The sequence below is a fragment of the Arthrobacter sp. MDT2-3 genome, assembly GCF_059090465.1.
Genome location: NZ_JBNHFS010000001.1, coordinates 969,575 through 993,032 on the forward strand (window position 1 = coordinate 969,575; position 23,458 = coordinate 993,032).

Sequence of the window (23,458 nt, forward strand, 5' to 3'; positions counted from 1 at the left end):
AGGTGCTGAGCTGGACAGCTGAGCTGAGCAGGCCGGTCCCTGCCCGTTAGTAGCGCGCAGCGTATGGGTAGAGCTGCATGCCGGCCATCGCGCTGAGCTGCGTGACGCCGATGCCCTCCTGCGGGTTGAGCGCCTGCACCACCTGGCCGTTGCCCAGGTAGATGGCAACATGGTAGAAGTTCGACGGTGACCCCCACACCAGCAGGTCGCCGCGCCGTGCCTGCGAGATCGGTACGTGGACGGGAGCAGCAGAGTACTGCTGGGCTGCCGTCCGCGGAAGGTATTTCCCGGCGGCCGCAAACGCTGTTTGCACCAGGCCTGAGCAGTCGAAACCGTAGGGGCCCGTGCCGCCCCACCGGTAGTGGTATGGCGCGCCCACCTTGCTGAGTGCCACCGAGACGGCGGCCTCGTAGGTTCCACTCCCAGTCGGGGGAGCGGGAGCCGGAGCGGGCGCGGGAGCGGGAGCGGGAGCCGGAGCGGGCGCGGGGGCGGGCGCGGGGACAGGTGCCGCGGGCACCGGAGCGGGTGCAGGCGCCGGAGCTGCAGGTGCGGGTGCGGCCGGTGCGGGAGCTGCGGGAGGTGCGGCCGGTGCGGGAGGTGCGGCCGGTGCGGGAGCTGCGGGTGGTGCGGCTGCGGCCGGTGCGGGAGCGGGTGCAGCCTGTGCAGGTGCCACCGCGGCAGGACGGCTGGCGGACGGAGACCGTTGCTCCTGGTTGACCCGTTCGGCTGCCGCCAGTGCAGCAGCAAGCCGGGCCTCCTCGCGTTGCCGGTCGAGGGCGTCCACCCGTGCCGATTCGAGGGCCACGGTGGTGTTCCGGAGTTGGGCCAGCTGGTCCACCAGGACGGTGCGCTGGGTCTGTGCGTCGGCCACAGCCTTCGCCTGGGCTGCGTTGGCCTCCTCCGCCTGGGTCTTCCGGATTTCCGCCGTCATTGCTGCATCGTCGGCAGCTTTTGTGGCATCTTCCGCAGCTGCGGTCAATGACTGTGAGGCCTGGGCTGCTGCATCTGCCGCTTCGAAAGCGCGGCTTCTGCCGGCGGAGAGGGCCTGCAGCGTGGCTGCCTGCTGCAGAGTTTCAGCGTTGCCGCTCACAAAAGTACCGAGAGTGGGGTTGAGCCCGCCGTGACGGTAGAGGTCGCCCGCCAGTTGTCCCACCAGTTTCCGGGCCTCGTCCTGCTGTTCCTGCGCCGACGTGGCCTTGGCTGAAGCGGCAGCTGCCGCGGATGATCGTTGCTGCAGCTCTACGAGGGCCTCGCTGTAGGCATTGTTGGCCTGCATTGACACGGCGAAGGCAGCCTGCTGTGAGCTCGCCGCTGCTTCCAGGATGCGTTCGATGGTGGAGACCTGGTCCGCGGTGGCAGCCTCGCTGGCCTTGGCCGCGGCGATGTCTTCGGGGGATGGAGTTTCAGGAGCTGCAGGAATGGAAACGGCTGGCAACAATGGTGTTGTGCCGGCCCCGGCCGGCGCTGCAATGGTTCCCAGAAGTATGACAGTGGCGCACAGCACGGCCGCTTTGCGCCCGGATCCGGTCAAAACCATGTGCAGAAACCCCGTAATGATCAGGCTGGAGTTCCTGTTCACGGCAAGGCGATGCCCCTGGCCTGCTCCCCAGCAGACCCGAGGCTACGTGAGCTTTTGCACTTTAGGAACAGCAATCACATCAATAACATAAACCACAGCAGTGTCATGGCGGGGGAGGCGCACGGGCGTGTCGCCGGTTGAGGGACCAGAGGGCTCTTGGGACTCCCGGCAGTAGCGGTCAGCAGCCAGGTTAGGCGTGCTGGTGCGCCTCGTGTTCTGAGTGCGTGGCCGGTTCCAGCTGGAAGGTGCAGTGGTCGGTATCGAAGTGTGAGCCCAGGCAGGTGACCAGTTTGTCCAGCAACTGGTCTGCTCCGCGGGCGGTCAGCACACCGTCCTCCACCACCACATGCGCAGAAAAGACGGGCACCCCGGAGGTGATCGTCCAGATGTGGATGTCGTGCACATCCGAAACGCCCTCTACGGAGAGGATGTGCTCCCGGATCATCTGCACCTCCACTCCCTTGGGGCTGGCTTCGAGAAGCACGTCAACAACGTCGCGCAGCAGGCGCCACGCACGGGGCAGGATCAACAGGGCAATCACCACAGACGCGATGGTGTCGGCGGCCTGGAATCCGGTCACCATGATGACCACGGCCGCCGCTATGACTGCGAAGGAGCCCAACAGGTCGCCCAGGACTTCCAGGTAGGCGCCCCGTACGTTCAGGCTTTCCTCGTGGGCGCCCCGCAAAATCAGGAGCGATACCAGGTTGGCCACCGCGCCCAGGATGGCGGCAAAAAGCATGATGTCCGTTTGCACCTCAGGCGCGGAACCGATCCGGCGGACCGCCTCGGTAAAAATGACCACGGAAATCACGATCAGGATCAATGCGTTGGCCAGGGCCGCGAGGACTTCGGCCCGCTGGTACCCGTAGGTCCGCTGGTCGCTTGCCGGTTGGCCTGCAATCCAGGCGGCCAGCAATGCGATGGTCACGCCGGCGGCGTCCGAAAGCATGTGGCCGGCATCGGCTAGCAGGGACAGTGAACCCGAGAGGGCCGCCCCCGCCACCTGGACGAGGACCACAACAAGCGTGATGACCAGGACGGCCACAAGCCGGTTGCGGTGCCGGCCTGTGGCGGTGACGCCGTGCGTATGGCTGTGGTCGTGTCCCATGCCTACAAGGCTAGCCCCAGCCAAGCTCGTGCAGCCGGTCATCGTCGATCCCGAAGTGGTGGGCGATCTCGTGGACCACTGTCACCGCCACTTCGTGGATGACGTCTTCGCGTGACGAGCAGATATCAAGAATCGGTTCCCGGAAGATGGTGATCCGGTCAGGCAGGGACCCCGCGTCCCACCACGAATCCCGTTCGGTCAGCGGCACGCCCTCGTAGAGTCCCAGCAGGACAGTGTCCGGGTCCTCCCCGGGCCGCGGAACGTAGTCGTCCTCGATGAACACCGCCACGTTGTCCATGGCGCTGGCCAGTTTGCCCGGAATGCTGTCCAGGGCATCCTGGACGGCCGCCTCGAATTCGTCTGCGGACATGGTGAAGCCATGGGGTCCGGTGAAGGGAAGGGGCTCGCTGGGACCCTCAGGAACGATGGGCAGGCCCGGCGGGAGGGTGGCTGGCATACTCCGACTTTAGCGAAGAAACCTTTCGCTTGGCTCCTCGTCCTGGCCGGGTCCTGCGCCGGGTGAGCCCCACCCCCACGAGGCAGACCAGACCGCCCACCAGGCCCAGTACGGTGGGGATTTCGCCCAGCAGGAGCCACGAGATCAGGATGGTGGTGCCGGGCACCAAGTACGTGGTAGCTGCAAGCTTGCCGGCCTCAATCAGCGAGAGCGCGTACGCCCAGGTGGTGAAGGCAATCGCCGTGGGAAAGATCCCAAGGTAGACCAGGCCCATTGTCGCTTCGGGCGGCGCTGCCTGCACTTCGGAAACCAGTTGTCCGGTAAACGGCAGGCAGCACAGGGCGCCCACCATGATCCCGAACCACGTCGCCTGGGCGGCGGGAAACTTCCGCAGCACCGGCTTTTGGATGATGACGCTGACTGCGGCGAGCACAGCGGCAAGGAGGCACAGCAGCACGCCGGCCACATCCGCCGTCGGGCTTTCCCCTGGTGCGGACGGCTGCGCCGAACCCACGGCGATCAAAGCAACCCCGGCGAAGGCAACCAGGCTTCCGATGATCAGCCAGCGTGGGAAGCCCTCCTTGAGGAAGATACCGGCCATGATTGCGACGAGGATGGGATTGACGTTTATGAGCAGGGCGCTGGTGCCTGCATCGAGCACGTGCTCCGCCGCGTTCAAGGCCACGTTGTACCCGCCGAACCACATCACGCCGTAAGCGAGGATCGGCCACCACTCCCGGCCCCGGGGAAGGATCCGGCTCTTCATCAGTTGGGGGAGGACCAGCAGGGCCAGGACGACGGCGGCGATCGCCAGCCTGCCGAGCGTCAGGGAGCCAGGGGAGAAGTGGGGGCCGATCGCCCGGATTCCCACAAAGGCCGAGGCCCAGAGGACCACGGTGATGGCCATTGCGGCCACGCCAAGGGCTTTGACCCGGGACGCGGGCGTGGGTGGGGGAGCAGTTGTGCTGACCGGGGTGCTTGATGCCATGGAGCCAATCTAGCCCTGGGCAGGGATCCCGGGCTGGCGGAAATCGGCCACGTCTAGCCAAGTTCCTGCCAAAGATGAGACTCCCCGGACCCGGCCAAGTAAGGGCTAGTTCGCCCCTGCCCACTCCAGCAGCTGTTCGACGGGCCAGGTGGTGACGATACGGTCGGCCGGAACACCGTTCCGGTCCGCTCGCTCGGCGCCGTACTGCAGGAAGTCCAGCTGTCCGGGCGCGTGTGCGTCGCTGTCGATCGAGAAGAGGCAGCCGGCGTCCAGTGCCAGCTGAATCAGTGCGTCAGGTGGGTCCTGGCGCTCAGGCCGTGAATTGATCTCCACTGCCACATTGTGTTCGGCGCAGGCCGCGAACACCTCCTTGGCATCGAATTCCGACGGCGGCCGCGTCCCCCGCGATCCCTCCACCAGGCGCCCCGTGCAGTGTCCCAGCACGTTGGTGTGCGGATCCTCGATCCCTTTGAGCATCCGCCGGGTCATGGTTTTCCGATCCGACCTCAGCTTGGAATGAACGCTGGCCACCACGATGTCAAGGCGGTCCAGCAGTTCCGGATCCTGGTCCAGCTCACCCGACTCCAGGATATCCACCTCGATGCCGGCCAGCAGCCGCACCGGCTGGTCCTGCTGCCCATCGGACCCGGGATGGGTGCCGTCGTTGATAGCCGCCACGACGTCCAGCTGCTGCAGGAGGCGTTCCGCCGAGAGCCCGTTCGCGATCGTGAGGTTGGGGGAATGGTCCGTCAGTGCGAGGTAATCCCTGCCCAGGACCCCGGCGGCGGCCACCATCAGCTCAATGGGGGACCCGCCATCGGACCATTCGCTGTGGCTGTGCAGGTCTCCGCGGAGTGCTTCGCGAATGGCCGTGCCGCCGGAAGCCAAGGGCTGCGCACCCTTCTCCCGCAGGTCGGCGAGGTAGTCCGGGACCTGGCCCTCCACCGCATCCCGGATTACCTGGTAGGTCCGGTCACCGATTCCCTTCATGGATTTCAGCCGGCCGCTCCGGACCCGGTCTGCCACTTCTTCCGGCGACAGCGGCGCGATCACCCCGGCGGCTTTTCGGAAGGCCTGGACCTTGAAGGTGGCTGCGCGTCCGCGCTCCAGCCAGAAGGCAATCTCGTTGAGTGCTGCAACGGCATCCATCAGTCCATCTTCACCTGTTCTTCCCTGCTGTTGGCGCGGAAATTGGCCGATTTTGGATAATTCCTACCTAGGCCCTATAGTTTTAGAGTCCAGTTCGGAGAAACGCAAAGGACAAAGACGGAAAGCCTCGCTTGACGCCTTTTATTTTGTTCCGAACGGGTTCTGGCCCCCATCGTCTAGCGGCCTAGGACACCGCCCTTTCACGGCGGCGGCACGGGTTCGAATCCCGTTGGGGGTACGCAAGGAACTGGTCAAACAGACAAAAAATGTCTGGTAGGCTGGAAGCCTTGAAAAAAGCGGTAGAGATGCTGCTGAAGCAAGAAACGCAAGGCCCTGTAGCGCAGTTGGTTAGCGCGCCGCCCTGTCACGGCGGAGGTCGCGGGTTCAAGTCCCGTCAGGGTCGCTCTGATTGCTGGAAGAGATTCCGGCTCTCATGGTGACTAGTCACCTAGGCTCTGTAGCTCAGTTGGTAGAGCGTTCGACTGAAAATCGAAAGGTCACCGGATCGACGCCGGTCGGAGCCACCACTGGGAAGCATCAGTTCTTCGGAACTGGTGCTTTTCGTCTTTAACCCTGGATCCCGACCGTATCCCCGCCTCCTGCCGTTAAACCGCAGGCGGGGATAGGGTTGGGATCAACAGAAGGGGGAGTGCCTGATGGAATACCAGAACCCACAACCCGGCCAGGGCATCCAGAGCCGTGCCGTGCCGGTCCCTGTGCCGGCACCCAGCCACGGCCGCACCGTGATTTCCGAGACCGCCGTCGCCAAGGTGGCAGGAATTGCCGCCCGTTCCGTCCCCGGGGTCTACTCCCTCGGCTCAGGACCTTCACGTGCGCTCGGCGCCATCCGCGACGCCGTCGGCAGTTCCGAACATGCCGCCGGCGTGCGTGCCGAAGTCGGTGAAACGCAGGTTGCCGTGGATATCAGCCTCGTGGCGAGCTACGGAACACCGCTCCATTCACTGGCCAATGAGGTCCGCGCGGCCGTTTACCAGGCTGTCGGGGAACTCGTGGGGCTGCAGGTGATCGAGGTCAACGTGGAAGTCACGGACGTCTACGTGCCGCCTCCGGTCAAACCCACCATTGCCGGCTCGACAGAGAGGGAGGCGCTGCTGTGAACCTCACCGTGGCGGGCACAGCGATGGGCGCGTTCGTGGCCTTTATGTCCCTGCAGTTCGGTTTGTGGGGCTTCCTGATTTCCCTGCTCTTTATGGCCATCGGGGCACTCCTGGGCCGTGCCGCGGAAGGGAAACTTGACCTTCGCGGCGTCCTGGACGCCATCACCGGCCGGCGCTCGTCCTCATGAGCTCCGCCGTCCCGACTGTCCGGGGCCAGGAGCTTCGCGGCCACAACCGCATCAGCACGCAGGCCCTGACAAGCCTCGCCAAGGCGGCAGCTGCCCAGTTCCTGGGCGTGGACGCGGAGGATGTCCGGGCTGACTGGACGGACGACGACGGAATGCTGGCGCTGTCCCTCGTCACGCCGATCAGCATCCCGCCTTTGACTGCCGTGGTCCGTGACCCCTCGCGTGTGGAGGCCGCCGGCGGCTCCATCTGGGACCGTACGGTCAAGGCAAAGGCCCGTATCCTGGCGACAGTGACGGAGCTTAGCGGTGCACGGTTGAGCCGGGTGGATATCAGGATCAGCGGAGCAACGACCATTGAAGGGGGACGCGTGCGATGAGCCGGCAGGTCGAGAGCCAAGGCCCGGATATGGACCGCATCCTGCACCGGGAGACGCACTCCTCACGTGCGGTGGTGGCCACAGCGGCCGCGGTCCTGGTTATTGGGCTCGCTGCCTACGGGCTCCTCGAGGCAGCCGTCCATGCCATCGGGCAGCCGGCCTGGCTGATCGAGCCGCAGGTGGCAGCTGAACGCCTCGTGGCCTTGCCCGCAGGGATTTCGCCGCTGCTGCTGGGCGCCATCGGAGGGGTCCTGGCAATGTTCGGGCTGGTCTTTTTCCTCAATGGGGTTCTGCCCGGACGCCGGGCCCGTCACCTTCTGCGTGGCGGCCGGAACACCGCCGGTCCTGCTGTGGTGGTGGATGATGAAGTCATCGCTTCCTCCCTGGCGCGCCGTGCCCGGCTCGCCGCGAACGTCACGCCGGAACAGGTCATGGTGGTCGTCTCCCAGCGGCAGGCAGAGGTGAACGTGCGGCCCACTTCCGGAGTGCCTGTTGACGAGGCTGCTGTGCTCGCGGCAGTCCGAAGCGAGCTCGATGCCATGGCACTGGATCCCTCACCTGAAGTGCGCGTCATGGTGGCACATTCGGGAGTGATTGGCGCATGAACAGCACCCCCACCCTTCTCAACCGGATACTGATAGCGGTCCTGGGTTTGATGCTGCTTTCAGTGGGCGCCCTGCTGATGTTGCTGGCCGCAGTGCCGGCCGTAGCTTCGTGGTGGCATGCCTGGTCCGCGGGCGTGTGGAGCCGAGTCAACGGGGCCTTCAACGCCACCAGGTTTCCCGGGCGCACCGAAAGCTGGTTGTGGATCCTGGTAGCGCTGGCCCTGCTGGTGCTTATCGGACTGATGGTGGCGTGGGTTGCCCAACAGGGAAAGGGCCGGGCCAACCTGCTGGCCATGGAGTACGATCCCGGCGATGTCCCCGGTGACGTGAGGATCGGCGGGGGAGTGGCCGAGCAGGCGCTCAAGCATGCCCTCGCGAACCGTCCCGATTTAGCCGGCGCCACGGTAGCCACGTACGACGTCAAAGGCACGCCCGCCTTGAAGGTGCGCCTCCTGCCGCGCCAGGGCGTGGCCCCGCACCTGCTCGCAGACGAGGTGCATGCCCTCGTGGCGGCGCTGGAAACGGTGGTGGGAAAGAACATCCCCGTGCTGATTCACATCGGAGCCGGTGCACGGACACGCTTCAGCAGGGCTGAGCGTGTCCGCTGACGTGATTTTTAGGTTACTGTTCAGAAACAAAAGCGTGTAAACGCTTGCATCATTGCGGCTGGCTAAATTACCGTGATGGTCACCACATCGTTCCTGGCGGATGTTATCTCTGCAACTCATAGAGGAGTTCTCGGCATGAAAAATCGCAAGTACCTGCTACCCGTAGCGGTGACCGGAATCCTGGCGCTGTCCCTCAGCGCGTGCAGCAATTCGGAAGAAAGCACAACTGACCCGGCCGCCACCGCCGATTGCTCCAAGTACGAAAGCTACGGCAAGCACGACGGGAAGACCGTCTCTGTCTACTCGACCATCGTTGACACCGAGGCCACCAACCTCGAGAAGACCTGGGCTGCTTTTGAAAAGTGCACCGGCGCCACCGTCAAGTACGAGGGCAGCAAAGAGTTCGAGACCCAGATCGGTGTTCGGGCAAAGGCCGGAAACGCCCCCGACATTGCTATCTTCCCGCAGCCCGGCCTGATGGCAGACCAGGCCCGTGCCGGGAACCTGAAGCCGGCACCGCAGGCTGTATCGGACGCTGTTGACAAGAACTGGTCGGCGGACTGGAAGAAGTACGGCACTGTAGACGGCGTCTTCTACACCGCCCCCATGCTGGCCAACGTCAAGGGATATGTCTGGTATGCGCCCAAGACCTTCGAAGACAAGGGCTGGGAAGTTCCTAAAACCTGGGACGAGATGTTGGAGCTTTCCAAGAAGATTGCCGACGACGGCAGCATGAAGCCCTGGTGTGCCGGCTTCGAGTCCGGTGAAGCCACCGGCTGGCCGGGCACCGACTGGGTGGAAGACGTGGTGCTTCGCTCGCAGGGACCTGAGGTTTACGACCAGTGGGTCAACCACGAAATTCCCTTCAACGACCCCCGCATCGTTGAAGCGCTGGATAAAACCGGCGAAATCCTGCTTGACGACAAGATGGTCAACGGCGGCTTCGGCGACGTTCGCTCCATTCTCACCACCGGCTTCGCACAGGCTGGCCAGCCGGTGCTCGACGGGCAGTGCGCCATGCACCACCAGGCAAACTTCCAAGCTGCAAACTGGCCTGAAGGAACCGTCGTGGCTGAGGATGGCGACGTCTGGGCCTTCATGACCCCGCCGATTGATGCGTCCCAGGGCCTGGCTATCACGGGCGGCGGCGAAATGGTTGGCGCCTACAAGGACACTCCCGAGGCCCAGGCCTTCCAGGCCTACCTGGCCAGTGCTGAATTCGCCAATGACCGCGTCAAGCTGGGCGGCGTCGTCAGCGCAAACAAGGGCCTTGATCCGGCAAGTGCCCAGACTGAACTGGACAAGCTGAGCATCGAGTTGCTTCAGGATGAGGAAACTACGTTCCGCTTCGACGGTTCGGACCTGATGCCGGGCGCTGTTGGTTCCAACTCGTTCTGGAAGGGCATCGTTGCATGGATCAACGGCACGCCGTCCAAGGAAGTTGCGGACAGCATCGAAAGCAGCTGGCCTAAGAGCTAACTCTCCCTGGTTCTGCGCCTCCGGCTTCAACCCCGGAGGCGCAGTGTCATCCTGCACATTCGATCTACCCACAACCATGGAGATGGGCAATGGAATTCATCGGAGGAAAATTCCTTCAAGTCGTGATCGCGTTGGCGGTTTTCGCCGCGATCATCGGACTTATCATGCTGTTGGTGGACAGGGCCCCAAAGTCCGCCAAAGATAAAATCACTGTGGCCGGATTCCTGGCTCCTGCGGCAATCCTTTTGCTTGTAGGGCTGGTCTACCCCGCTGCGCAGACCTCATTCCTCGCGTTCACCGACGCCAGCGGCAGGCTAAACGGGGTTGATAACTTCGTCTGGATGTTCACCCAGCCCGAAGCCCTGGTAACGCTCCGGAACACCATTATCTGGACTGTTCTGGTGCCGCTGCTGTCTACTGTTTTCGGTTTGGCCTATGCAGTCTTCATCGATAAAGCCAAGGGCGAGCGGATACTGAAGGCCCTCGTGTTTATGCCCATGGCAATTTCGTTTGTGGGCGCCGGTATTATCTGGAAACTTGTCTACGACTACCGCGGACCTGCCATTGAGCAAACCGGCGTGCTGAATGCGCTGCGTGTCGCTTTTGGGATGGAGCCAAAGCAATTCCTGCTGGACGCCCCCGAGAACACCATTTTCCTGATTATCGTGATGGTCTGGATCCAGACCGGTTTTGCCATGGTTATTCTTTCGGCGGCCATCAAGGGCGTCCCGGCAGAACTGGTGGAAGCTTCGCGTCTGGATGGCGCCAATCCGTGGCAGCAGTTCCGTAACGTAACCATTCCGGGGATTCGCGGTTCACTCGTCGTCGTGCTCACCACGATTACCATCGCTACTTTGAAGGTCTTCGACATCGTCCGCACCATGACCGCTGGCAACTACGAAACTTCCGTGGTGGCCAATGAAATGTATACCCAGGCGTTCCGTGCCGGCGAACCGGGCAGGGGTGCCGCCCTGGCGCTGATCCTCTTCCTTCTGGTCCTCCCAATCGTCGTTTACAACGCCCGCGTACTTCGTCAGCAAAAGGAAATCCGATGACCGTCATGCCAGCGCCGGATGAGGCGGCAAATACACGAACTGCGGCCACGCGTGGGGGCGGTACGGCTTCACCTGTTGAAAGTTCCGCGCCGATAATGCGCCGGGTCAAAAGCAAGCTGACGTCCCGCTGGGCGACAGCCGCTGCCTTGGTCATTGCTGTGGTCTGGACTATTCCGACTTTCGGCCTGCTGGTCTCTTCCTTCCGTCCGGCCGCGAAGCAGGTGGGACCCCGTTCAGACGGATGGTGGAACTTCTTCGGCGACTGGCAGTTCACCTTCAAGAACTACGCGGACGTCACTGCCGCGGGGGGATCACAGTCGGCCAACCTGACGCAGTACTTCGCCAACTCCCTGGCAATTGTCATTCCGGTCACTGTCTTCGTCCTGGTTCTTGCCTCCATGGCCGCGTACATTTTTGCCTGGGGAAAGTTCAGGGGCCGGGAAGCCGCCTTTATTTTCGTTTTTGCCCTGCAGATTATTCCCCTGCAAATGGCCCTGATTCCACTCCTCCAGCTGTTCACCCAAGTCCTGCAAATTCCGCCAGGTTCCTACACACAGCTTTGGATCGCCCATACAATTTTCGGGCTGCCACTGGGCATCTTCCTGCTGCATAACTTCATCTCCGAAATTCCAGGTGAGGTCATTGAAGCCGCAAAGATGGATGGCGCCGGCCACACGACCATCTTCTGGCGGGTCATCCTGCCACTGTCAGTCCCCGCCCTTGCGTCGCTGGCGATCTTCCAGTTCCTCTGGGTCTGGAATGACCTTCTTGTGGCGCTGGTGTTCTCCGGCGGAACTGCCGACGTTGCTCCCATCACCCAGCGCCTGGCGGAAATCTCAGGAACCCGTGGCGCAAGGGACTACCTGAATCCCGCCGCCGCCTTCGTTTCCATCATCGTTCCGCTGGCCGTGTTCTTCAGCCTGCAGCGGTACTTCGTCCGGGGACTCCTTGCGGGAGGCCTCAAGGGCTAATAACTGACAGGGCCCCGTGCGGCCGGCCGGTGCGCCGGCCGCCCGCGGCCCTGCTAACCCCGGAAAGGCCATCATTCGATGGCGGCCGGAAACGCTCAAGGGACAGATAAGGGGGCACCGTGGCACGCGCAGGCGAGAGGTCACAACGAGGCGGCCACAGTGGTGTCAGCATCGAAGACGTGGCGGCAGCGGCGGGAGTATCTACGGCCACCGTCTCGCGGGCAGTCCGGGGCCTGCCCCGGGTATCACCGGCCACAAGGGAGAAGATCCTCGAGGTAGCCGGAAACCTGGGCTACGTCGCCTCCAGTTCCGCCTCGGGACTGGCAACCGGCCGCACCAGAACCATCGGGGTGCTGGCACCCTTCGTGAGCAGGTGGTTCTTCTCCAAAGCCATCGAAGGCGCCGACCGGGAACTGCACGCCCGGAACTACAATCTTTCGCTGTTCAACCTGGGCGGCCACGGCAGCAACCGTGAGCGGCTGTTCAGCAAAACCATGGTCTATAAGCAGATCGACGCCCTGCTGGTGCTGTGTATGGCACTATCGCACGAGGAACTCGACCACCTGCAGAAGATCGATATTCCGTTGGTGGTGGTTGGCGGCCATGTTGAGGAATGCGCCTACATCGGCATCGACGACTACGCCGCCGCGTCCACCGCAGTCAGGCACCTCATCGACCAGGGCCACCGGGACATTGCCCTGCTGCACGGAGACGATGAGACAGACCTCAACTTTGACGTTCCCCGTGTCCGGATCCTCGCGTTCAAGGACGTTATGACGGCGGCCGGCCTGCCCACCCGGCCCGAATGGGACGAGTGGGGGGACTTCACCGTCCGCAGCGGACAGGAGGCCTTCCGCCGGCTCTGGTCCAAGCCCGGCGGCAGGCCGACAGCGATATTCTGTGCATCGGACGAGATGGCGATGGGCGTCATTTTCGAAGCTTCCCGGATGGGCGTCCGTGTCCCCGAGGACCTGTCCGTCGTGGGCATCGACAACCACGATTTCGCAGAGGCGATAGGCCTCACTACGGTGGGCCAGCGGCCTGACGAGCAGGCCGAGCAAGCAACCAAGATGCTGCTCGACGAACTGGACGGTGACGCAGGAGCGGTGCAGTCCGCCGTCGCGCCCCATGAACTGATCGTCAGAAGGACAACCGCCCCGCCCCAGTCCTAGCGCCGTGAGTCCCTAGGCACAGGCACAGGCACAGGCACAGGCACAGGCACAGGCTCAGGAAGCGCGGGCCAGCTGACGGATGGGAATCCACCGGGAGGCCAGGCGGCGGTACGCCGCGGCGGCCCCCGTCATGTCCCCCTCGGCCAGGCATTCGATGCCCAGCCTGATATCCATGGGTGAATCGTCCGGGTACACCTTGTCGGCAACAGCTCCGTAGTCCAGCTCCACCATTGAGTTCACATGGAAGAGTTCAAGCCATTCGGTGAGCTGGGCAAGATCGTCCAGCATGTCAAGGTCCGGTGCCGCCAGTGCCAGGTTGGCCACGGCATAACGGGCACGCTCCAGGGCTTCCGTGATGGGTGCCCACACCCGGACCGTGAGGATCCGCCCGGAAGCCTCCACCACGTCTTTATGGTCCGAATCCATAAACAGGGAAAACCAGCTGAAGGGGATCCCCCAGGTGGATGCCCTGGTGTGCACCCGGATGGACCCGTCACGCGCCTTTACCTGGTCGATCCGCTCCTGGTGCTTGTCCCGCTGCTCTTCAGGAATCAACAGCTCAGCCAGCGGGCCGTGGATTCCCTCCATCAGCGCGTTCGCCGCCAAGCCGGCCCGCAGTACCAATTGGCTGGGACAATACAGCAGCTCAGGCTCTGCGTCAGCACCGTCGTCGGACGTGCCTCCGCCGGCAGCCGGGGCAGTGGTGACACGCACCAGGTCGGTTCGTCCGGTGGGGAACGGGTCGCCGCCGGATCGGGTGATCCGCCCCAGCGAGGCCAGCAGTTCCGCGTTTTCGACGGCGGCGCGCGAGGCAGTCTGCGCGCCCGCCGCGGCGATCGCTTTCCGCTGCTCCTCGGGAAAGGCGTCCAGGGGTTCGTAGACGCGGAGCGTCGAGGAGAATGGCAGGCCTGCCTGGCCCCGGTAGAGGTTTCCCGTCATCACGGCCTCCTTGAATGGGTCCAGGACAATGTCATTAGTCTGCCAGTTCCACCAGCACGGGTGCGTGGTCCGACGCGCCCTTGCCCTTGCGCTCTTCGCGGTCGATCGACGCGCCGGTCACCCGTGCAGCCAGGGCGGGGGAGGCCAGCACGAAGTCGATCCGCATGCCTTCCTTCTTGGGAAAGCGCAGCTGGGTGTAGTCCCAGTAGGTGTAGACGCCGGGACCGGGCGTGTACGGGCGCACCACATCCGTGAAGCCTGCGGATTCGAAAGCGTGGAACGCCTCGCGCTCCGGCGGGCTGACGTGGGTGTACCTGTTGTTGGCGAACAGGTCGATGTCCCACACGTCGTCGTCGAACGGCGCGATGTTCCAGTCACCCATCAGTGCCACCTGCGCCTGGGGGTTTTGCGCGACGAGTCCCTGCGCATGCGTCTTGAGGCTCTCCAGCCACTTGAGCTTGTACGGCATGTGTTCGTCGTCCAGGGAGCGGCCATTGGGGACGTAAAGGCTCCAGATCCGGACGCCGGCGCAGGTGGCAGCCATGGCACGGGCTTCCTGCACTGGCTCCGTGCCGGCCTTGCCAAACGCGGGCTGGTCAAGGAACGTCCGCTCAACATCTTCAAGCCCCACGCGGGAGGCGATGGCTACGCCGTTCCACTGGTTCACGCCGAAGTGGGCCACTTCGTAGCCCATCCGCTCAAAGAGTTCCCACGGGAAGTTTTCGTCCTTGCACTTGGTTTCCTGGATGGCCAGGACGTCACAGTCGCTGCGCTGCAGCCAGGCTTCCACGCGGTCGGCACGGGCTCTGAGCGAATTCACATTCCAGGTAGCAATCTTCACAGTTCCTAACTTACCGTGGCCGCGCCACCACGGGTAAAGCCCAGGTAAAGCACCGGTAAGGCCCCCGGGCAAGCTCCCGGCAGGCGCATCCGGGGTGAGCCCGGTTCGGTGGAGTTTAGTAGGAAGTCCGAGTATATTCGCAACCAGAAATGACCTGCGTCACACGCGAAGGAGCTTCCGGCCATGGTGCGCGAGCTTTCCCACTACGTCGGCGGCCAGCATGCAGCCGGCAGCTCCGGCCGCTTCGGCGACGTCTTTGACCCCTGCACAGGAACTGTCCAGGCCCATATTCCGCTGGCCGGCCGGGACGAGGTATCCAATGCCGTTGCTGTCGCCGCAAAGGCCCAGGCGGAATGGGCGGCCATGAACGCCCAGCGCCGCGGCCGCATACTGCTCCGCTTCGTGGACCTGGTCAACCGGGACATGGACGCACTGGCGCGGCTGCTGTCCTCGGAACACGGAAAAACCCTCGCCGACGCCCGGGGAGACATCCAACGCGGCCTGGAAGTGGTGGAGTTCGCCGCCGGCGCACCGCATCTGCTCAAGGGGGAGTTCTCCACCGAGGCAGGACCCGGGATAGACATCCATTCGCTGCGCCAGCCCCTTGGTGTGGTGGCCGGGATTACGCCGTTCAACTTTCCCGCCATGATTCCGCTCTGGAAGTCCGGGCCGGCCCTGGCCGCGGGCAACGCGTTCATCCTCAAGCCCTCCGAACGGGATCCTTCCGTGCCGCTGCGCCTGGCCGAGCTGTACTCCGAAGCTGGCGTGCCGGATGGCGTGTTCAACGTGGTCAACGGCGACAAGGAGGCGGTGGACGCCCTCCTGGAGGATTCCCGGGTCAAGGCCATTGGGTTTGTGGGCTCCACCCCTGTTGCCCAGTACATCTATGCCACGGCAGCCACCCACGGCAAGCGGGCGCAGTGCTTCGGCGGAGCAAAGAACCACATGGTGGTGATGCCGGACGCAGACCTGGACCAGGCTGCCGACGCCCTCATCGGTGCGGGATACGGCTCGGCCGGGGAGCGCTGCATGGCCGTTTCGGTGGCTGTTCCGGTGGGGCAGGAAACCGCTGACCGGCTTGTCGCCAAACTCCAGGACCGGGTGAAGGGCCTGAAAGTGGGCCACAGCCTCGACCGGGACTCGGACTTCGGCCCGGTGGTGGCCGCCTCGGCCAAGGAACGGATCGAAGGCCTTATCGAGGCGGGACTGGACGAGGGCGCCACGCTCCTGGCGGACGGCCGGGGAGTCACGGTGGAAGGCTACGAGAACGGTTTCTGGGTGGGGCCAACGCTTTTTGACCACGTGACGCCAAACATGGGCATTTACCGGCAAGAGATCTTCGGTCCCGTCCTCAGCGTGGTGCGGGCGTCCGACTACGACGAGGCGCTGCAGCTGTGCAGCAGCAATGAGTTCGGCAACGGCGTGGCCATCTTCACGCGCGACGGCGACGCAGCCCGGGATTTCGCCGCCCGGGTGGATGTGGGCATGGTGGGCATCAACGTCCCCATCCCGGTGCCGATCGCGTACTACACGTTCGGCGGCTGGAAGGCGTCCGGGTTCGGCGACCTGAACCAGCACGGCGCAGACGCCTTCCGTTTCTACACCAAGACCAAGACAGTCACCACACGGTGGCCCTCAGGCATACGGCACGGGGCCAGCTTCGTAATGCCGGAAGGAAGCTGATGACGGACAGCCTGAAGCCGGCTGCGGACAACCAGGCCGAGGTGCACTTTGAGCGCCGCGACCGGTTGGGGATCATGACCCTCAACCGGCCCCAAGCCGTCAACGCGTTGACCGCGGGAATGGTGGATGCGCTGCTCGGCCAGCTCACCGCATGGGCGGACGACGACGGCGTTGCCACGGTCCTGGTGCGGGGCGCCGGTGACCGTGGGCTGTGCGCCGGGGGCGACATTGTGGCCATCTACGAGGACATGCTGGCCGGCGGCGGGCTGACGGCGGACTTTTGGCAGGTGGAGTACCGGCTCAATTCCCTGATCGCCCGCTACCCCAAGCCATATGTGGCCTTGATGGATGGCCTGGTGTTGGGCGGCGGCGTGGGGATTTCCGCGCACGGATCGGTCCGGGTGGTGACGGACCGTACCCGGATGGGCATGCCGGAGACCACCATCGGTTTTGCGCCCGACGTCGGCGGGACCCTTCTGCTGGCCCGGGCACCGGGGGAGTCGGGAACCCATGCTGCGCTGACCGGCACCCACCTGAGCGGGACGGATGCCCTGCACCTTGGACTCGCCGACCACTATGTTCCGTCAGACAGGCTCGAGGACCTGCTGGCGGCACTGGAAACCGAAACTGCGGAAGCCGCCGTCGCGCGTTACAGCGAGGCGCCGCCGCCCTCGGCCCTTGAGGAGCAGCGTGACTGGATTGACACGTGCTACGCCTCCGATGACGCCGAGGAAATTGTCCGGCGCCTCCGGAGCTTTGACGGCGACGCCGGCGAAGCCGCCCGGATTGCCGCAGACACCATCGAAGCAAAGTCACCCACGGCCGTGAAGGTCACGCTGGCCTCCCTCCGCCGCGTGAAGGGCCTAAGCCTCGATGAGGCCCTGGCGCAGGAGTACCGGGTAGGTTTGCGGTTCCTGGAAACGCCGGACTTCCGGGAGGGCATCCGGGCGCAGGTGGTGGACAAGGACCGCACGCCCCGCTGGCGGCCGCCCACCCTGGCGGAGGTGCTGCCCCAGCAGGTGGAGCGCTTCTTTGAGCCCTTGGGCAGCAAGGAACTTGACCTGCAGCTAAAGGAGACGGACCATGCCTGAGATGTACACCGTTGCGTTCCTGGGCCTCGGCCACATGGGCGGACCCATGGCGGTTAACCTGGTCAAAGCGGGGTACACGGTAGCCGGTTTCGACGTCGTGCCCGCAGCCCTTGAAGCAGCCCGTACACATGGTGTTCCGGTCGCGGCCAGTGCTGGCGAGGCAGTATCCGGTGCGGACGTGGTCCTCACCATGTTCCCGAGCGGCCGGCATGTGCTTGATGCCTACCTGGGCAGGGCTGGCGGCCCTGGCCTGCTGGCGGTGGCTGCCCCCGGAACGATGTTCCTGGACTGTTCCACCATCAACGTGGACGAAGCCCGGGAAGCAGCGAGCCTGGCCAATGAAGCCGGACACCGCTCGGTGGATGCCCCGGTCTCCGGCGGAGTGGTGGGCGCCGAAGCCGGCACCCTCACGTTTATGGTCGGCGGGGATAACGCGGACTTCGAGGCGGTGCTGCCGCTGCTGGACGTGATGGGCAAACGCGTGGTCCACTGCGGTGCCCATGGTGCTGGACAGGCTGCCAAAATCTGCAACAACCTGATCCTGGGCGCCTCAATGATTGCCGTAAGCGAGGCCTTTGTGCTGGGGGAGAAGCTGGGCCTGAGCCACCAGGCGCTGTTCGACGTGGCCTCGGCAGCGTCCGGACAATGTTGGGCCCTCACCACGAACTGCCCCGTTCCCGGTCCCGTCCCCACCAGCCCGGCCAACCGCGATTACCAGCCCGGCTTCGCCGGTGCCCTGATGGCCAAGGACCTCAACCTCGCCGTCAACGCACTGCACAGCACAGGAGTTGCAGCCCGGGTTGGACCGCTGGCTGCCGAAATCTACGATACGTTTGCCGCGGAAGGCGGTGCAGGCCGGGATTTCTCCGCGATCATCACGGACATTCGGGACCGGTCGAACGCCGAGGACAATCCGGCGGCCGTGGCGGCATCCGGATCGGCGGCTGCCGGAAACCCGGCGTCCGGCGTTCCAGCCCCGGAATCACCGGCATCACAAGCACATCAGGCAGCGCAGGACGACGGGAGCCCCGAATGACGGAATACACGAACATCCTCGTGGAACAGCGGGGCCGGGTGGGCCTGGTGACGTTGAACCGGCCGCAGGCGTTGAATGCGCTGAACAAAGCCACCATGGAGGAGCTCGTGTCCGCCGTCCGTGCCATGGATGCTGATCCTGGTGTGGGGGCGGTGGTCATCACCGGCTCGGGCAAGGCCTTCGCCGCAGGGGCTGACATCAAGGAAATGGCGGCCCAAGGTTACATGGACATGTACGCCGCCGACTGGTTCCGCGGCTGGGAGGACTTCACCAGGCTCCGCATACCCACGATTGCCGCAGTCTCGGGATTTGCCCTGGGCGGGGGCTGTGAGCTGGCGATGATGTGCGATCTCATCATCGCCGGGGACAACGCGAAGTTCGGCCAGCCGGAGATCAACCTGGGCGTACTGCCTGGGATGGGCGGATCCCAGCGCCTGACCCGCGCCGTGGGCAAGGCCAAAGCAATGGACCTGATCCTCACCGGAAGGTTCATCGGGGCAGAGGAAGCTGACCGTTGCGGCCTGGTGTCCCGCGTGGTGCCCGCTGAGGATGTTGTGGACGAGGCAATGAAGGCTGCCGAGGTGGTCGCCGCCAAGTCCAAGCCGGCGGCCATGGTGGCGAAAGAGGCCGTGAACGCCGCCTTCGAAACCGGGCTGGCCCAAGGCGTCCTGTTCGAACGCAGGCTGTTCCATTCCCTTTTCGCCACTGAGGACCAGAAGGAAGGCATGGCGGCGTTCACGGAAAAACGCCAGCCCGAATTCAAGCACCGCTGAGCGACATCGACTCCCGGTAAGCGGCCAGGTCCGCGGCCATCTCCTCGGCCATCAGATGGTTATTGATGACGACGGCGGTCCAGGCGGCAGCTGCCGCGGAGGCGAGCACCTGCGCCTTCAGGTCCGTCACGTTTCCCGCCGCCCACACGCCCGGTACGGACGTGTGGCCATCTGCATCGGTCGCGAGGTAGGTTCCCATTCCGGTGGGGTGATCGGACGGAGCCAGCCCGAGGCCGGCGAAAGCTTCCAGCCGTGCCTGGACCCGTGGACCCACCACCAGGGCCTCCACCGCAACTTCCGGTCCTCCGGCCAGGGCAACACCCCGCAGGCGGTCCTCCTCCACCCGGACCGATTCCACCGCGCCGGCTGCCACCTTAATCCCGCGGGCTGCCAGTTGTTCCGCTTCGATTTCGGACGGGACCACCTTGTTGTTGAGGAACAGCGTGATGTCGCTGCTCCACTGCCGGAAGAGCAGGGCCTGGTGCACGGACCACGGTCCGTTCCCCAGGATGCCAATTGCCTGGTCCTGCACCTCCCAGCCGTGGCAGAACGGGCAGTGCAGCACGTCCTTGCCCCAGCGTTCCCGGAGCCCGGGAACGCCCGGCAGTTCGTCGACCAGGCCCGTGGTGACCAGGAGCCGACGGCCGCGAAGCTGTCTCCCGTCGTCGAGCGTTACTTCGAAGCCCTGGTCCACGTCGCCGCGGGCGGCAAGCACCCTGCCACGGACGACCGCCGCACCGTAGCTCCCGGCCTCCTCCCGGCCCATGGCGAGGAGGTCGGCAGGCTTGATGCCGTCGCGGGACAGGAAGCCATGGACTCCCTCGGCGTGGGCGTTGCGTGGTTCACCGCTGTCCACCACCACGACGGAGCGGCGGCTGCGCCCCAGCATCTGTGCGGCGCTCAGCCCGGCTGCGCCGCCGCCGATAATCAGGACATCGGCCATTGATTCTCTGGATTTCGTCATAGGTCCAATGATCTGGTGCCTCTCCTTCGGCTGGCAAAGGCTTTTGCCGAAGTGGCAAAATAGGGCCATGGATGAACAACTGGATGACGTCTTGGCGGCTGTTGGCCCGAGGCTGCGTGCACTCCGTCTAACGAGGGACATCACCTTGTCAGCACTGGCGGAGGCCACCGGAATCTCGGTCAGCACGCTGTCCCGGCTGGAGTCCGGCCAGCGCCGGCCAAACCTCGAGCTTCTCCTGCCGCTGGCCAAAGCCCACCAGGTGCCGCTCGATGAACTGGTCGGTGCGCCTGCCACCGGGGATCCGCGCGTCCACCTGCGTCCCATCAAGGCAAGGGGAATGACGATCATTCCGCTCACCAGGAAGCCGGGCGGCATCCAGGCCTATAAGCACATCCTGCCTGCCGGGCCGCTGGAGGAGCCCAGCCCGAAGGTGCATGAGGGCTACGAGTGGCTGTACGTCCTTAACGGAAATCTTCGAATGGTTCTCGGCATCCAGGACCTCGTACTCCGCGCTGGGGAAGCGGCGGAGTTTGATACCCGCGTGCCGCACTGGTTCGGCCGCGCGGACGGTAAACCCGTGGAATTCCTCAGCCTTTTCGGCACGCAGGGGGAACGGATGCATGTCAGGGCCAAGCCCGCCTGAACCAGGGTCCCAGCCTGTGCGCAGGTGCGTAAGGTAGACAGGGGAGACCAAACGTGGACGCGGACGGGGGAGTTGTATGTGGGGAACGGCGGCGGACGAAGGCGGCTCAACCGAGAACCTTACCGGACTGGTGGGCATAGCCGCCCGCGGCATCGAGCAGTTGGGCGAGTGGGGGGTGGGGCTCTTCACCCTTGCTGAAACCGTGGTGCCGCCCATCCCCAGCGAAGTGATTTTGCCACTTGCCGGCTACCTCGCACGGCAAGGGGCCCTGAACCTGGTCCTCGTTTTTGTCACCAGCACGCTGGGAGCCTACCTGGGTGCACTTTTCCTGTACTGGCTGGGCGCCAAGCTTGGGCTTGAGCGATCCATCCGCGGCTTATCCCGGCTGCCCCTGGTGGACCGGGAGGACTTCGAGCACGCAGCGGGCTGGTTCCGCCGTCATGGACGGTCGTCCATCTTTTTTGGCAGGTTGCTTCCGGGAGTGCGGAGCCTGATCTCCCTTCCTGCCGGGGCTTCCGCAATGCACCTTGGAACGTTCAGCCTTTACACCCTGGCAGGCAGCGGACTGTGGAACGGGGCGCTCCTGGGGCTGGGCTACCTGGTGGGCACGCAGTACAGAATCGTCGAGGAGTACTCCCGGTTCCTGAACTACGCCGTCTATGCCGCCGTGGGCGTCGCCGTGGTGCTGCTCGTGGTCAGGCGCATCAAGCGTAAGAAGGCCGCACGCTGATCCGGCTGCGGGGAAGTTCGTCCAGGAACGGCTCCGTGCCCTGTTCAGGAATCAGTGAAGTCGCCTGCATTCCGGCGGAAGTCACGTAGGATCCGGATCAGCTGATCCACATCATCCGGCCCGAACCCGGGGTCGCTGAAAACACCTGCGTTCAGTGCCTCCGTCGAACGCTTCACCAGGGTGCGGCCCTCTGCGGTGAGCTCCACCAGCGTGGTGCGGCCATCCGTAGGGTGCGGGGAGCGGCGCACCAGCCCGGCGTCCTGGAGCCGGTCCACCGCGTTGGTGATGGAGGTCGGGTGGACCTGGAGGAGCGTGCTCGCCTTCTTCATGGGAAGGGATCCGTTCCGTGCGAAGCTCAGCAGCGCGAGCAGCTCATAGCGGGCGAACGTCAGCCCGAATGGCTTGAGGGTGAGTTCGATCCTGGCCAGCAGGATCTGCTGGGTCCGCATGATCGCCGTGATGGCAGCCATCGGCGCAGCGACGTCCGCCCAGCCGCGCTCCTCCCAGTTGCGGCGGGCATCTGCAATGGGATCACGGGATAGCGGACTGCCCACAGCCAGCCTTTCGCAGAGTGATGTACCTCACGTGAGTGGTGGACCTGTGCAATATACTAGGACATCCAATGGTTCGTACAGCGGTTTGGGAGCAAGGGGGATCGCCGATGTACCCCCCGGCACATAATGCAGGAGCACCGCCGTATCCGGATGCGGACCTCATGTACATCGTGGACCTCCTGGCGGCCGCTGAGCGTGACAGGTACTTCACCATCCGCAGCTTCCTGCAATCCTCCGTCCGGCAGCCCTCCATTGAATACTGGAACCGCGAGGAGTTCCCCTTTGGCCTGCTGGCGGACATGGGAAGGTACGGCCTCGGCGCCCTGCAGCTGGATGGCAGCTCCGCCCTCTTCAAGGGCCTGATGTACGTAGAACTTGCCCGGGCGGATGTGTCCCTGTCTGCGCTGGCCGGGATCCATAACGAGTTGATTCTCGGGATGATCAGCCAACTGGGGTCCGAGGAGCAAAAGGCCCGGTGGCTGCCGGGCCTGAGAACTTTCCGCCACCTCGGAGCCTTCGCGCTGACGGAGCCGGAGCACGGCTCGGACATCGCCGGCGGGCTGGAAACCTCAGCGAGGCTCGACGGCGGCAGCTGGGTACTCAACGGGGCCAAGCGCTGGATCGGGGCGGGGACCATCGCCGATTTCGCTCTGGTATGGGCGCGGGACGAGGCGGACGGGGAAATCAAGGGTTTCATCGTTGAGACAGACCGTGCCGGCTATACCGCCACCAAGATCTCGAACAAGATCGGTCTGCGAATCATGCAGAACGCGGACATTGTGCTCGAGGACGTGAGGATTCCTGCCGCCAATCTTCTGCCCGGGGCCACCAGTTTCTCCCGAACCAACGAACTGCTCCGGGACTCCCGCGCCTGGGTTGGCTGGCAAGGTGCCGGCATCCAGCTGGCGGCGTTCGACGTCGCGCGCGCCTACACCTTGGACAGGCGTCAGTTCGGCAAGGAGCTGGCCCGATTCCAGCTGGTCCAGCAGCAGCTGGCGGACATCCTGGGCAACGCTTCCGCATCCTTGGCGCTGATGGTGCAGTTGGCCCGCATCCAGGAAGGCGGGAAGCTTGAGATGGCGCAGGCGGCCATGGCCAAAGCCACCATCACGCGTTTGGCACGTGCCTCGGTGGCTATGGGCCGTTCACTCCTGGGCGGCAATGGCATCAGCAGCGACTATGAAATGGGCAAGCTCTTCGGTGACGCCGAAATCCTTTACACCTACGAGGGCACCTACGAGATCAACTCTCTCATCGTGGGCAGGGCGGTCACCGGAAAATCCGCCTTCCTCTAAGTTCCACCCTCTTCACCCAAGCCGGGGCCGGGCCGTGGTCGCGCCGGCCCGT

At 64.5% G+C, this 23,458-nt stretch carries 25 protein-coding genes and 3 tRNA genes; 19 read left to right on the top strand and 9 right to left on the bottom strand.

Annotation, left to right across the window (positions count from 1 at the left end):
* Nucleotides 1-46 precede the first annotated feature (46 nt).
* From AC5RUQ_RS04490 to AC5RUQ_RS04510, 5 genes are all read right to left on the bottom strand, one after another.
* Nucleotides 47-1,537 carry a C40 family peptidase gene (locus tag AC5RUQ_RS04490; protein ID WP_493946400.1) on the bottom strand — a complete coding sequence of 497 codons (1,491 nt, stop codon included), beginning with the start codon at nt 1,535-1,537 and terminating at the stop codon, nt 47-49.
* 232 nt (nt 1,538-1,769) lie between these two features.
* Entirely contained in the window at nt 1,770-2,690 is a 921-nt protein-coding gene (locus tag AC5RUQ_RS04495) for a cation diffusion facilitator family transporter (protein WP_493946188.1), read from the bottom strand.
* 10 nt (nt 2,691-2,700) lie between these two features.
* The gene (locus tag AC5RUQ_RS04500) at nt 2,701-3,147 is read right to left on the bottom strand and encodes a metallopeptidase family protein (protein ID WP_430229019.1); all 447 of its coding nucleotides are present in this window, start codon (nt 3,145-3,147) and stop codon (nt 2,701-2,703) included.
* Complete coding sequence (locus AC5RUQ_RS04505; protein ID WP_493946189.1) at nt 3,107-4,135, bottom strand: DMT family transporter; 1,029 nt, start codon at nt 4,133-4,135, stop codon at nt 3,107-3,109. Before AC5RUQ_RS04505 ends, AC5RUQ_RS04500 begins: the two co-directional genes overlap by 41 nt.
* A 105-nt stretch (nt 4,136-4,240) precedes the next feature.
* On the bottom strand, nt 4,241-5,284 hold the full coding sequence (locus AC5RUQ_RS04510; RefSeq protein WP_493946190.1) for a PHP domain-containing protein: 1,044 nt from the start codon (nt 5,282-5,284) through the stop codon (nt 4,241-4,243).
* A gap of 165 nt (nt 5,285-5,449) precedes the next feature.
* Between AC5RUQ_RS04510 and AC5RUQ_RS04515 the strand changes: the two genes are divergently transcribed.
* The 12 genes from AC5RUQ_RS04515 (at nt 5,450) to AC5RUQ_RS04570 (ending at nt 12,857) form a co-directional block, all read left to right on the top strand.
* A tRNA-Glu gene (locus AC5RUQ_RS04515) sits at nt 5,450-5,522 on the top strand.
* Between the two features lie 91 nt (nt 5,523-5,613).
* A tRNA-Asp gene (locus tag AC5RUQ_RS04520) sits at nt 5,614-5,687 on the top strand.
* A 48-nt stretch (nt 5,688-5,735) separates the two neighbouring features.
* A tRNA-Phe gene (locus AC5RUQ_RS04525) sits at nt 5,736-5,811 on the top strand.
* Nucleotides 5,812-5,940: 129 nt separating this feature from the next.
* Entirely contained in the window at nt 5,941-6,402 is a 462-nt protein-coding gene (locus AC5RUQ_RS04530; protein ID WP_493946191.1) for an Asp23/Gls24 family envelope stress response protein, read from the top strand.
* On the top strand, nt 6,399-6,590 hold the full coding sequence (locus AC5RUQ_RS04535; protein ID WP_163164777.1) for a hypothetical protein: 192 nt from the start codon (nt 6,399-6,401) through the stop codon (nt 6,588-6,590). The genes AC5RUQ_RS04530 and AC5RUQ_RS04535 overlap by 4 nt, the downstream gene beginning before the upstream one ends.
* A complete protein-coding gene (locus AC5RUQ_RS04540; RefSeq protein WP_493946192.1) occupies nt 6,587-6,967 on the top strand; it encodes a hypothetical protein in 381 nt (126 codons plus the stop codon). Before AC5RUQ_RS04535 ends, AC5RUQ_RS04540 begins: the two co-directional genes overlap by 4 nt.
* On the top strand, nt 6,964-7,572 hold the full coding sequence (locus AC5RUQ_RS04545; protein ID WP_493946193.1) for an Asp23/Gls24 family envelope stress response protein: 609 nt from the start codon (nt 6,964-6,966) through the stop codon (nt 7,570-7,572). Before AC5RUQ_RS04540 ends, AC5RUQ_RS04545 begins: the two co-directional genes overlap by 4 nt.
* A complete protein-coding gene (locus AC5RUQ_RS04550; RefSeq protein ID WP_493946194.1) occupies nt 7,569-8,180 on the top strand; it encodes a hypothetical protein in 612 nt (203 codons plus the stop codon). Before AC5RUQ_RS04545 ends, AC5RUQ_RS04550 begins: the two co-directional genes overlap by 4 nt.
* Before the next feature lie 135 nt (nt 8,181-8,315).
* A complete protein-coding gene (locus AC5RUQ_RS04555; protein ID WP_493946195.1) occupies nt 8,316-9,659 on the top strand; it encodes an ABC transporter substrate-binding protein in 1,344 nt (447 codons plus the stop codon).
* Nucleotides 9,660-9,748: 89 nt separating this feature from the next.
* Nucleotides 9,749-10,714: a carbohydrate ABC transporter permease gene (locus tag AC5RUQ_RS04560; RefSeq protein ID WP_493946196.1), complete on the top strand. Its 966-nt coding sequence runs from the start codon at nt 9,749-9,751 to the stop codon at nt 10,712-10,714.
* A complete protein-coding gene (locus AC5RUQ_RS04565; protein WP_430229001.1) occupies nt 10,711-11,685 on the top strand; it encodes a carbohydrate ABC transporter permease in 975 nt (324 codons plus the stop codon). Before AC5RUQ_RS04560 ends, AC5RUQ_RS04565 begins: the two co-directional genes overlap by 4 nt.
* Before the next feature lie 119 nt (nt 11,686-11,804).
* Nucleotides 11,805-12,857, top strand: a complete 1,053-nt coding sequence (locus AC5RUQ_RS04570) for a LacI family DNA-binding transcriptional regulator (RefSeq protein WP_493946197.1) — start codon at nt 11,805-11,807, stop codon at nt 12,855-12,857.
* 54 nt (nt 12,858-12,911) lie between these two features.
* Here AC5RUQ_RS04570 and AC5RUQ_RS04575 read toward each other — a convergent pair whose 3' ends face one another.
* Both AC5RUQ_RS04575 and AC5RUQ_RS04580 read right to left on the bottom strand, forming a co-directional pair.
* On the bottom strand, nt 12,912-13,796 hold the full coding sequence (locus AC5RUQ_RS04575) for a DUF8083 family protein (protein WP_256249461.1): 885 nt from the start codon (nt 13,794-13,796) through the stop codon (nt 12,912-12,914).
* Between the two features lie 34 nt (nt 13,797-13,830).
* Nucleotides 13,831-14,637: an exodeoxyribonuclease III gene (locus AC5RUQ_RS04580; protein ID WP_493946198.1), complete on the bottom strand. Its 807-nt coding sequence runs from the start codon at nt 14,635-14,637 to the stop codon at nt 13,831-13,833.
* Between the two features lie 183 nt (nt 14,638-14,820).
* Here AC5RUQ_RS04580 and AC5RUQ_RS04585 point away from each other — a divergent pair, with 183 nt between their 5' ends.
* From AC5RUQ_RS04585 to AC5RUQ_RS04600, 4 genes are read left to right on the top strand one after another with little or no spacing between them, the layout of a single operon-like run.
* Nucleotides 14,821-16,320 (top strand): CoA-acylating methylmalonate-semialdehyde dehydrogenase, encoded by a 1,500-nt coding sequence (locus AC5RUQ_RS04585; RefSeq protein ID WP_493946199.1) that lies wholly within the window; start codon nt 14,821-14,823, stop codon nt 16,318-16,320.
* Entirely contained in the window at nt 16,320-17,411 is a 1,092-nt protein-coding gene (locus AC5RUQ_RS04590) for an enoyl-CoA hydratase/isomerase family protein (RefSeq protein ID WP_493946200.1), read from the top strand. Before AC5RUQ_RS04585 ends, AC5RUQ_RS04590 begins: the two co-directional genes overlap by 1 nt.
* The gene (gene mmsB, locus AC5RUQ_RS04595) at nt 17,404-18,447 is read left to right on the top strand and encodes a 3-hydroxyisobutyrate dehydrogenase (protein ID WP_493946201.1); all 1,044 of its coding nucleotides are present in this window, start codon (nt 17,404-17,406) and stop codon (nt 18,445-18,447) included. Before AC5RUQ_RS04590 ends, mmsB begins: the two co-directional genes overlap by 8 nt.
* A complete protein-coding gene (locus tag AC5RUQ_RS04600; protein WP_493946202.1) occupies nt 18,444-19,220 on the top strand; it encodes an enoyl-CoA hydratase in 777 nt (258 codons plus the stop codon). The genes mmsB and AC5RUQ_RS04600 overlap by 4 nt, the downstream gene beginning before the upstream one ends.
* Here the strand turns inward: AC5RUQ_RS04600 and AC5RUQ_RS04605 are convergent.
* Nucleotides 19,207-20,184: an NAD(P)/FAD-dependent oxidoreductase gene (locus AC5RUQ_RS04605; protein ID WP_493946203.1), complete on the bottom strand. Its 978-nt coding sequence runs from the start codon at nt 20,182-20,184 to the stop codon at nt 19,207-19,209. The genes AC5RUQ_RS04600 and AC5RUQ_RS04605 overlap by 14 nt on opposite strands.
* Before the next feature lie 67 nt (nt 20,185-20,251).
* On the opposite strand from AC5RUQ_RS04605, the gene AC5RUQ_RS04610 reads away from it, so the two are divergent.
* Together AC5RUQ_RS04610 and AC5RUQ_RS04615 are read left to right on the top strand one after the other, a co-directional pair.
* The gene (locus tag AC5RUQ_RS04610; RefSeq protein WP_493946204.1) at nt 20,252-20,827 is read left to right on the top strand and encodes a helix-turn-helix domain-containing protein; all 576 of its coding nucleotides are present in this window, start codon (nt 20,252-20,254) and stop codon (nt 20,825-20,827) included.
* A gap of 76 nt (nt 20,828-20,903) precedes the next feature.
* Nucleotides 20,904-21,557 carry a DedA family protein gene (locus tag AC5RUQ_RS04615; RefSeq protein ID WP_493946205.1) on the top strand — a complete coding sequence of 218 codons (654 nt, stop codon included), beginning with the start codon at nt 20,904-20,906 and terminating at the stop codon, nt 21,555-21,557.
* A 44-nt stretch (nt 21,558-21,601) separates the two neighbouring features.
* On the opposite strand, the gene AC5RUQ_RS04620 is transcribed toward AC5RUQ_RS04615, so the two are convergent.
* On the bottom strand, nt 21,602-22,111 hold the full coding sequence (locus tag AC5RUQ_RS04620; RefSeq protein ID WP_493946206.1) for a MarR family winged helix-turn-helix transcriptional regulator: 510 nt from the start codon (nt 22,109-22,111) through the stop codon (nt 21,602-21,604).
* A 107-nt stretch (nt 22,112-22,218) separates the two neighbouring features.
* Between AC5RUQ_RS04620 and AC5RUQ_RS04625 the strand changes: the two genes are divergently transcribed.
* A complete protein-coding gene (locus AC5RUQ_RS04625; RefSeq protein ID WP_493946207.1) occupies nt 22,219-23,406 on the top strand; it encodes an acyl-CoA dehydrogenase family protein in 1,188 nt (395 codons plus the stop codon).
* The last annotated feature ends 52 nt before the right edge of the window (nt 23,407-23,458 follow it).

Bases quoted from the DNA above. Each gene is read 5' to 3' on its own strand.
- AC5RUQ_RS04490 (WP_493946400.1), bottom strand. From the start codon at position 1,537: ATGGTTTTGACCGGATCCGGGCGCAAAGCGGCCGTGCTGTGCGCCACT.
- AC5RUQ_RS04495 (WP_493946188.1), bottom strand. From the start codon at position 2,690: ATGGGACACGACCACAGCCATACGCACGGCGTCACCGCCACAGGCCGG.
- AC5RUQ_RS04500 (WP_430229019.1), bottom strand. From the start codon at position 3,147: ATGCCAGCCACCCTCCCGCCGGGCCTGCCCATCGTTCCTGAGGGTCCC.
- AC5RUQ_RS04505 (WP_493946189.1), bottom strand. From the start codon at position 4,135: ATGGCATCAAGCACCCCGGTCAGCACAACTGCTCCCCCACCCACGCCC.
- AC5RUQ_RS04510 (WP_493946190.1), bottom strand. From the start codon at position 5,284: ATGGATGCCGTTGCAGCACTCAACGAGATTGCCTTCTGGCTGGAGCGC.
- AC5RUQ_RS04530 (WP_493946191.1), top strand. From the start codon at position 5,941: ATGGAATACCAGAACCCACAACCCGGCCAGGGCATCCAGAGCCGTGCC.
- AC5RUQ_RS04540 (WP_493946192.1), top strand. From the start codon at position 6,587: ATGAGCTCCGCCGTCCCGACTGTCCGGGGCCAGGAGCTTCGCGGCCAC.
- AC5RUQ_RS04545 (WP_493946193.1), top strand. From the start codon at position 6,964: ATGAGCCGGCAGGTCGAGAGCCAAGGCCCGGATATGGACCGCATCCTG.
- AC5RUQ_RS04550 (WP_493946194.1), top strand. From the start codon at position 7,569: ATGAACAGCACCCCCACCCTTCTCAACCGGATACTGATAGCGGTCCTG.
- AC5RUQ_RS04555 (WP_493946195.1), top strand. From the start codon at position 8,316: ATGAAAAATCGCAAGTACCTGCTACCCGTAGCGGTGACCGGAATCCTG.
- AC5RUQ_RS04560 (WP_493946196.1), top strand. From the start codon at position 9,749: ATGGAATTCATCGGAGGAAAATTCCTTCAAGTCGTGATCGCGTTGGCG.
- AC5RUQ_RS04565 (WP_430229001.1), top strand. From the start codon at position 10,711: ATGACCGTCATGCCAGCGCCGGATGAGGCGGCAAATACACGAACTGCG.
- AC5RUQ_RS04575 (WP_256249461.1), bottom strand. From the start codon at position 13,796: ATGACGGGAAACCTCTACCGGGGCCAGGCAGGCCTGCCATTCTCCTCG.
- AC5RUQ_RS04585 (WP_493946199.1), top strand. From the start codon at position 14,821: ATGGTGCGCGAGCTTTCCCACTACGTCGGCGGCCAGCATGCAGCCGGC.
- AC5RUQ_RS04590 (WP_493946200.1), top strand. From the start codon at position 16,320: ATGACGGACAGCCTGAAGCCGGCTGCGGACAACCAGGCCGAGGTGCAC.
- mmsB (WP_493946201.1), top strand. From the start codon at position 17,404: ATGCCTGAGATGTACACCGTTGCGTTCCTGGGCCTCGGCCACATGGGC.
- AC5RUQ_RS04600 (WP_493946202.1), top strand. From the start codon at position 18,444: ATGACGGAATACACGAACATCCTCGTGGAACAGCGGGGCCGGGTGGGC.
- AC5RUQ_RS04605 (WP_493946203.1), bottom strand. From the start codon at position 20,184: ATGACGAAATCCAGAGAATCAATGGCCGATGTCCTGATTATCGGCGGC.
- AC5RUQ_RS04610 (WP_493946204.1), top strand. From the start codon at position 20,252: ATGGATGAACAACTGGATGACGTCTTGGCGGCTGTTGGCCCGAGGCTG.
- AC5RUQ_RS04615 (WP_493946205.1), top strand. From the start codon at position 20,904: ATGTGGGGAACGGCGGCGGACGAAGGCGGCTCAACCGAGAACCTTACC.
- AC5RUQ_RS04625 (WP_493946207.1), top strand. From the start codon at position 22,219: ATGTACCCCCCGGCACATAATGCAGGAGCACCGCCGTATCCGGATGCG.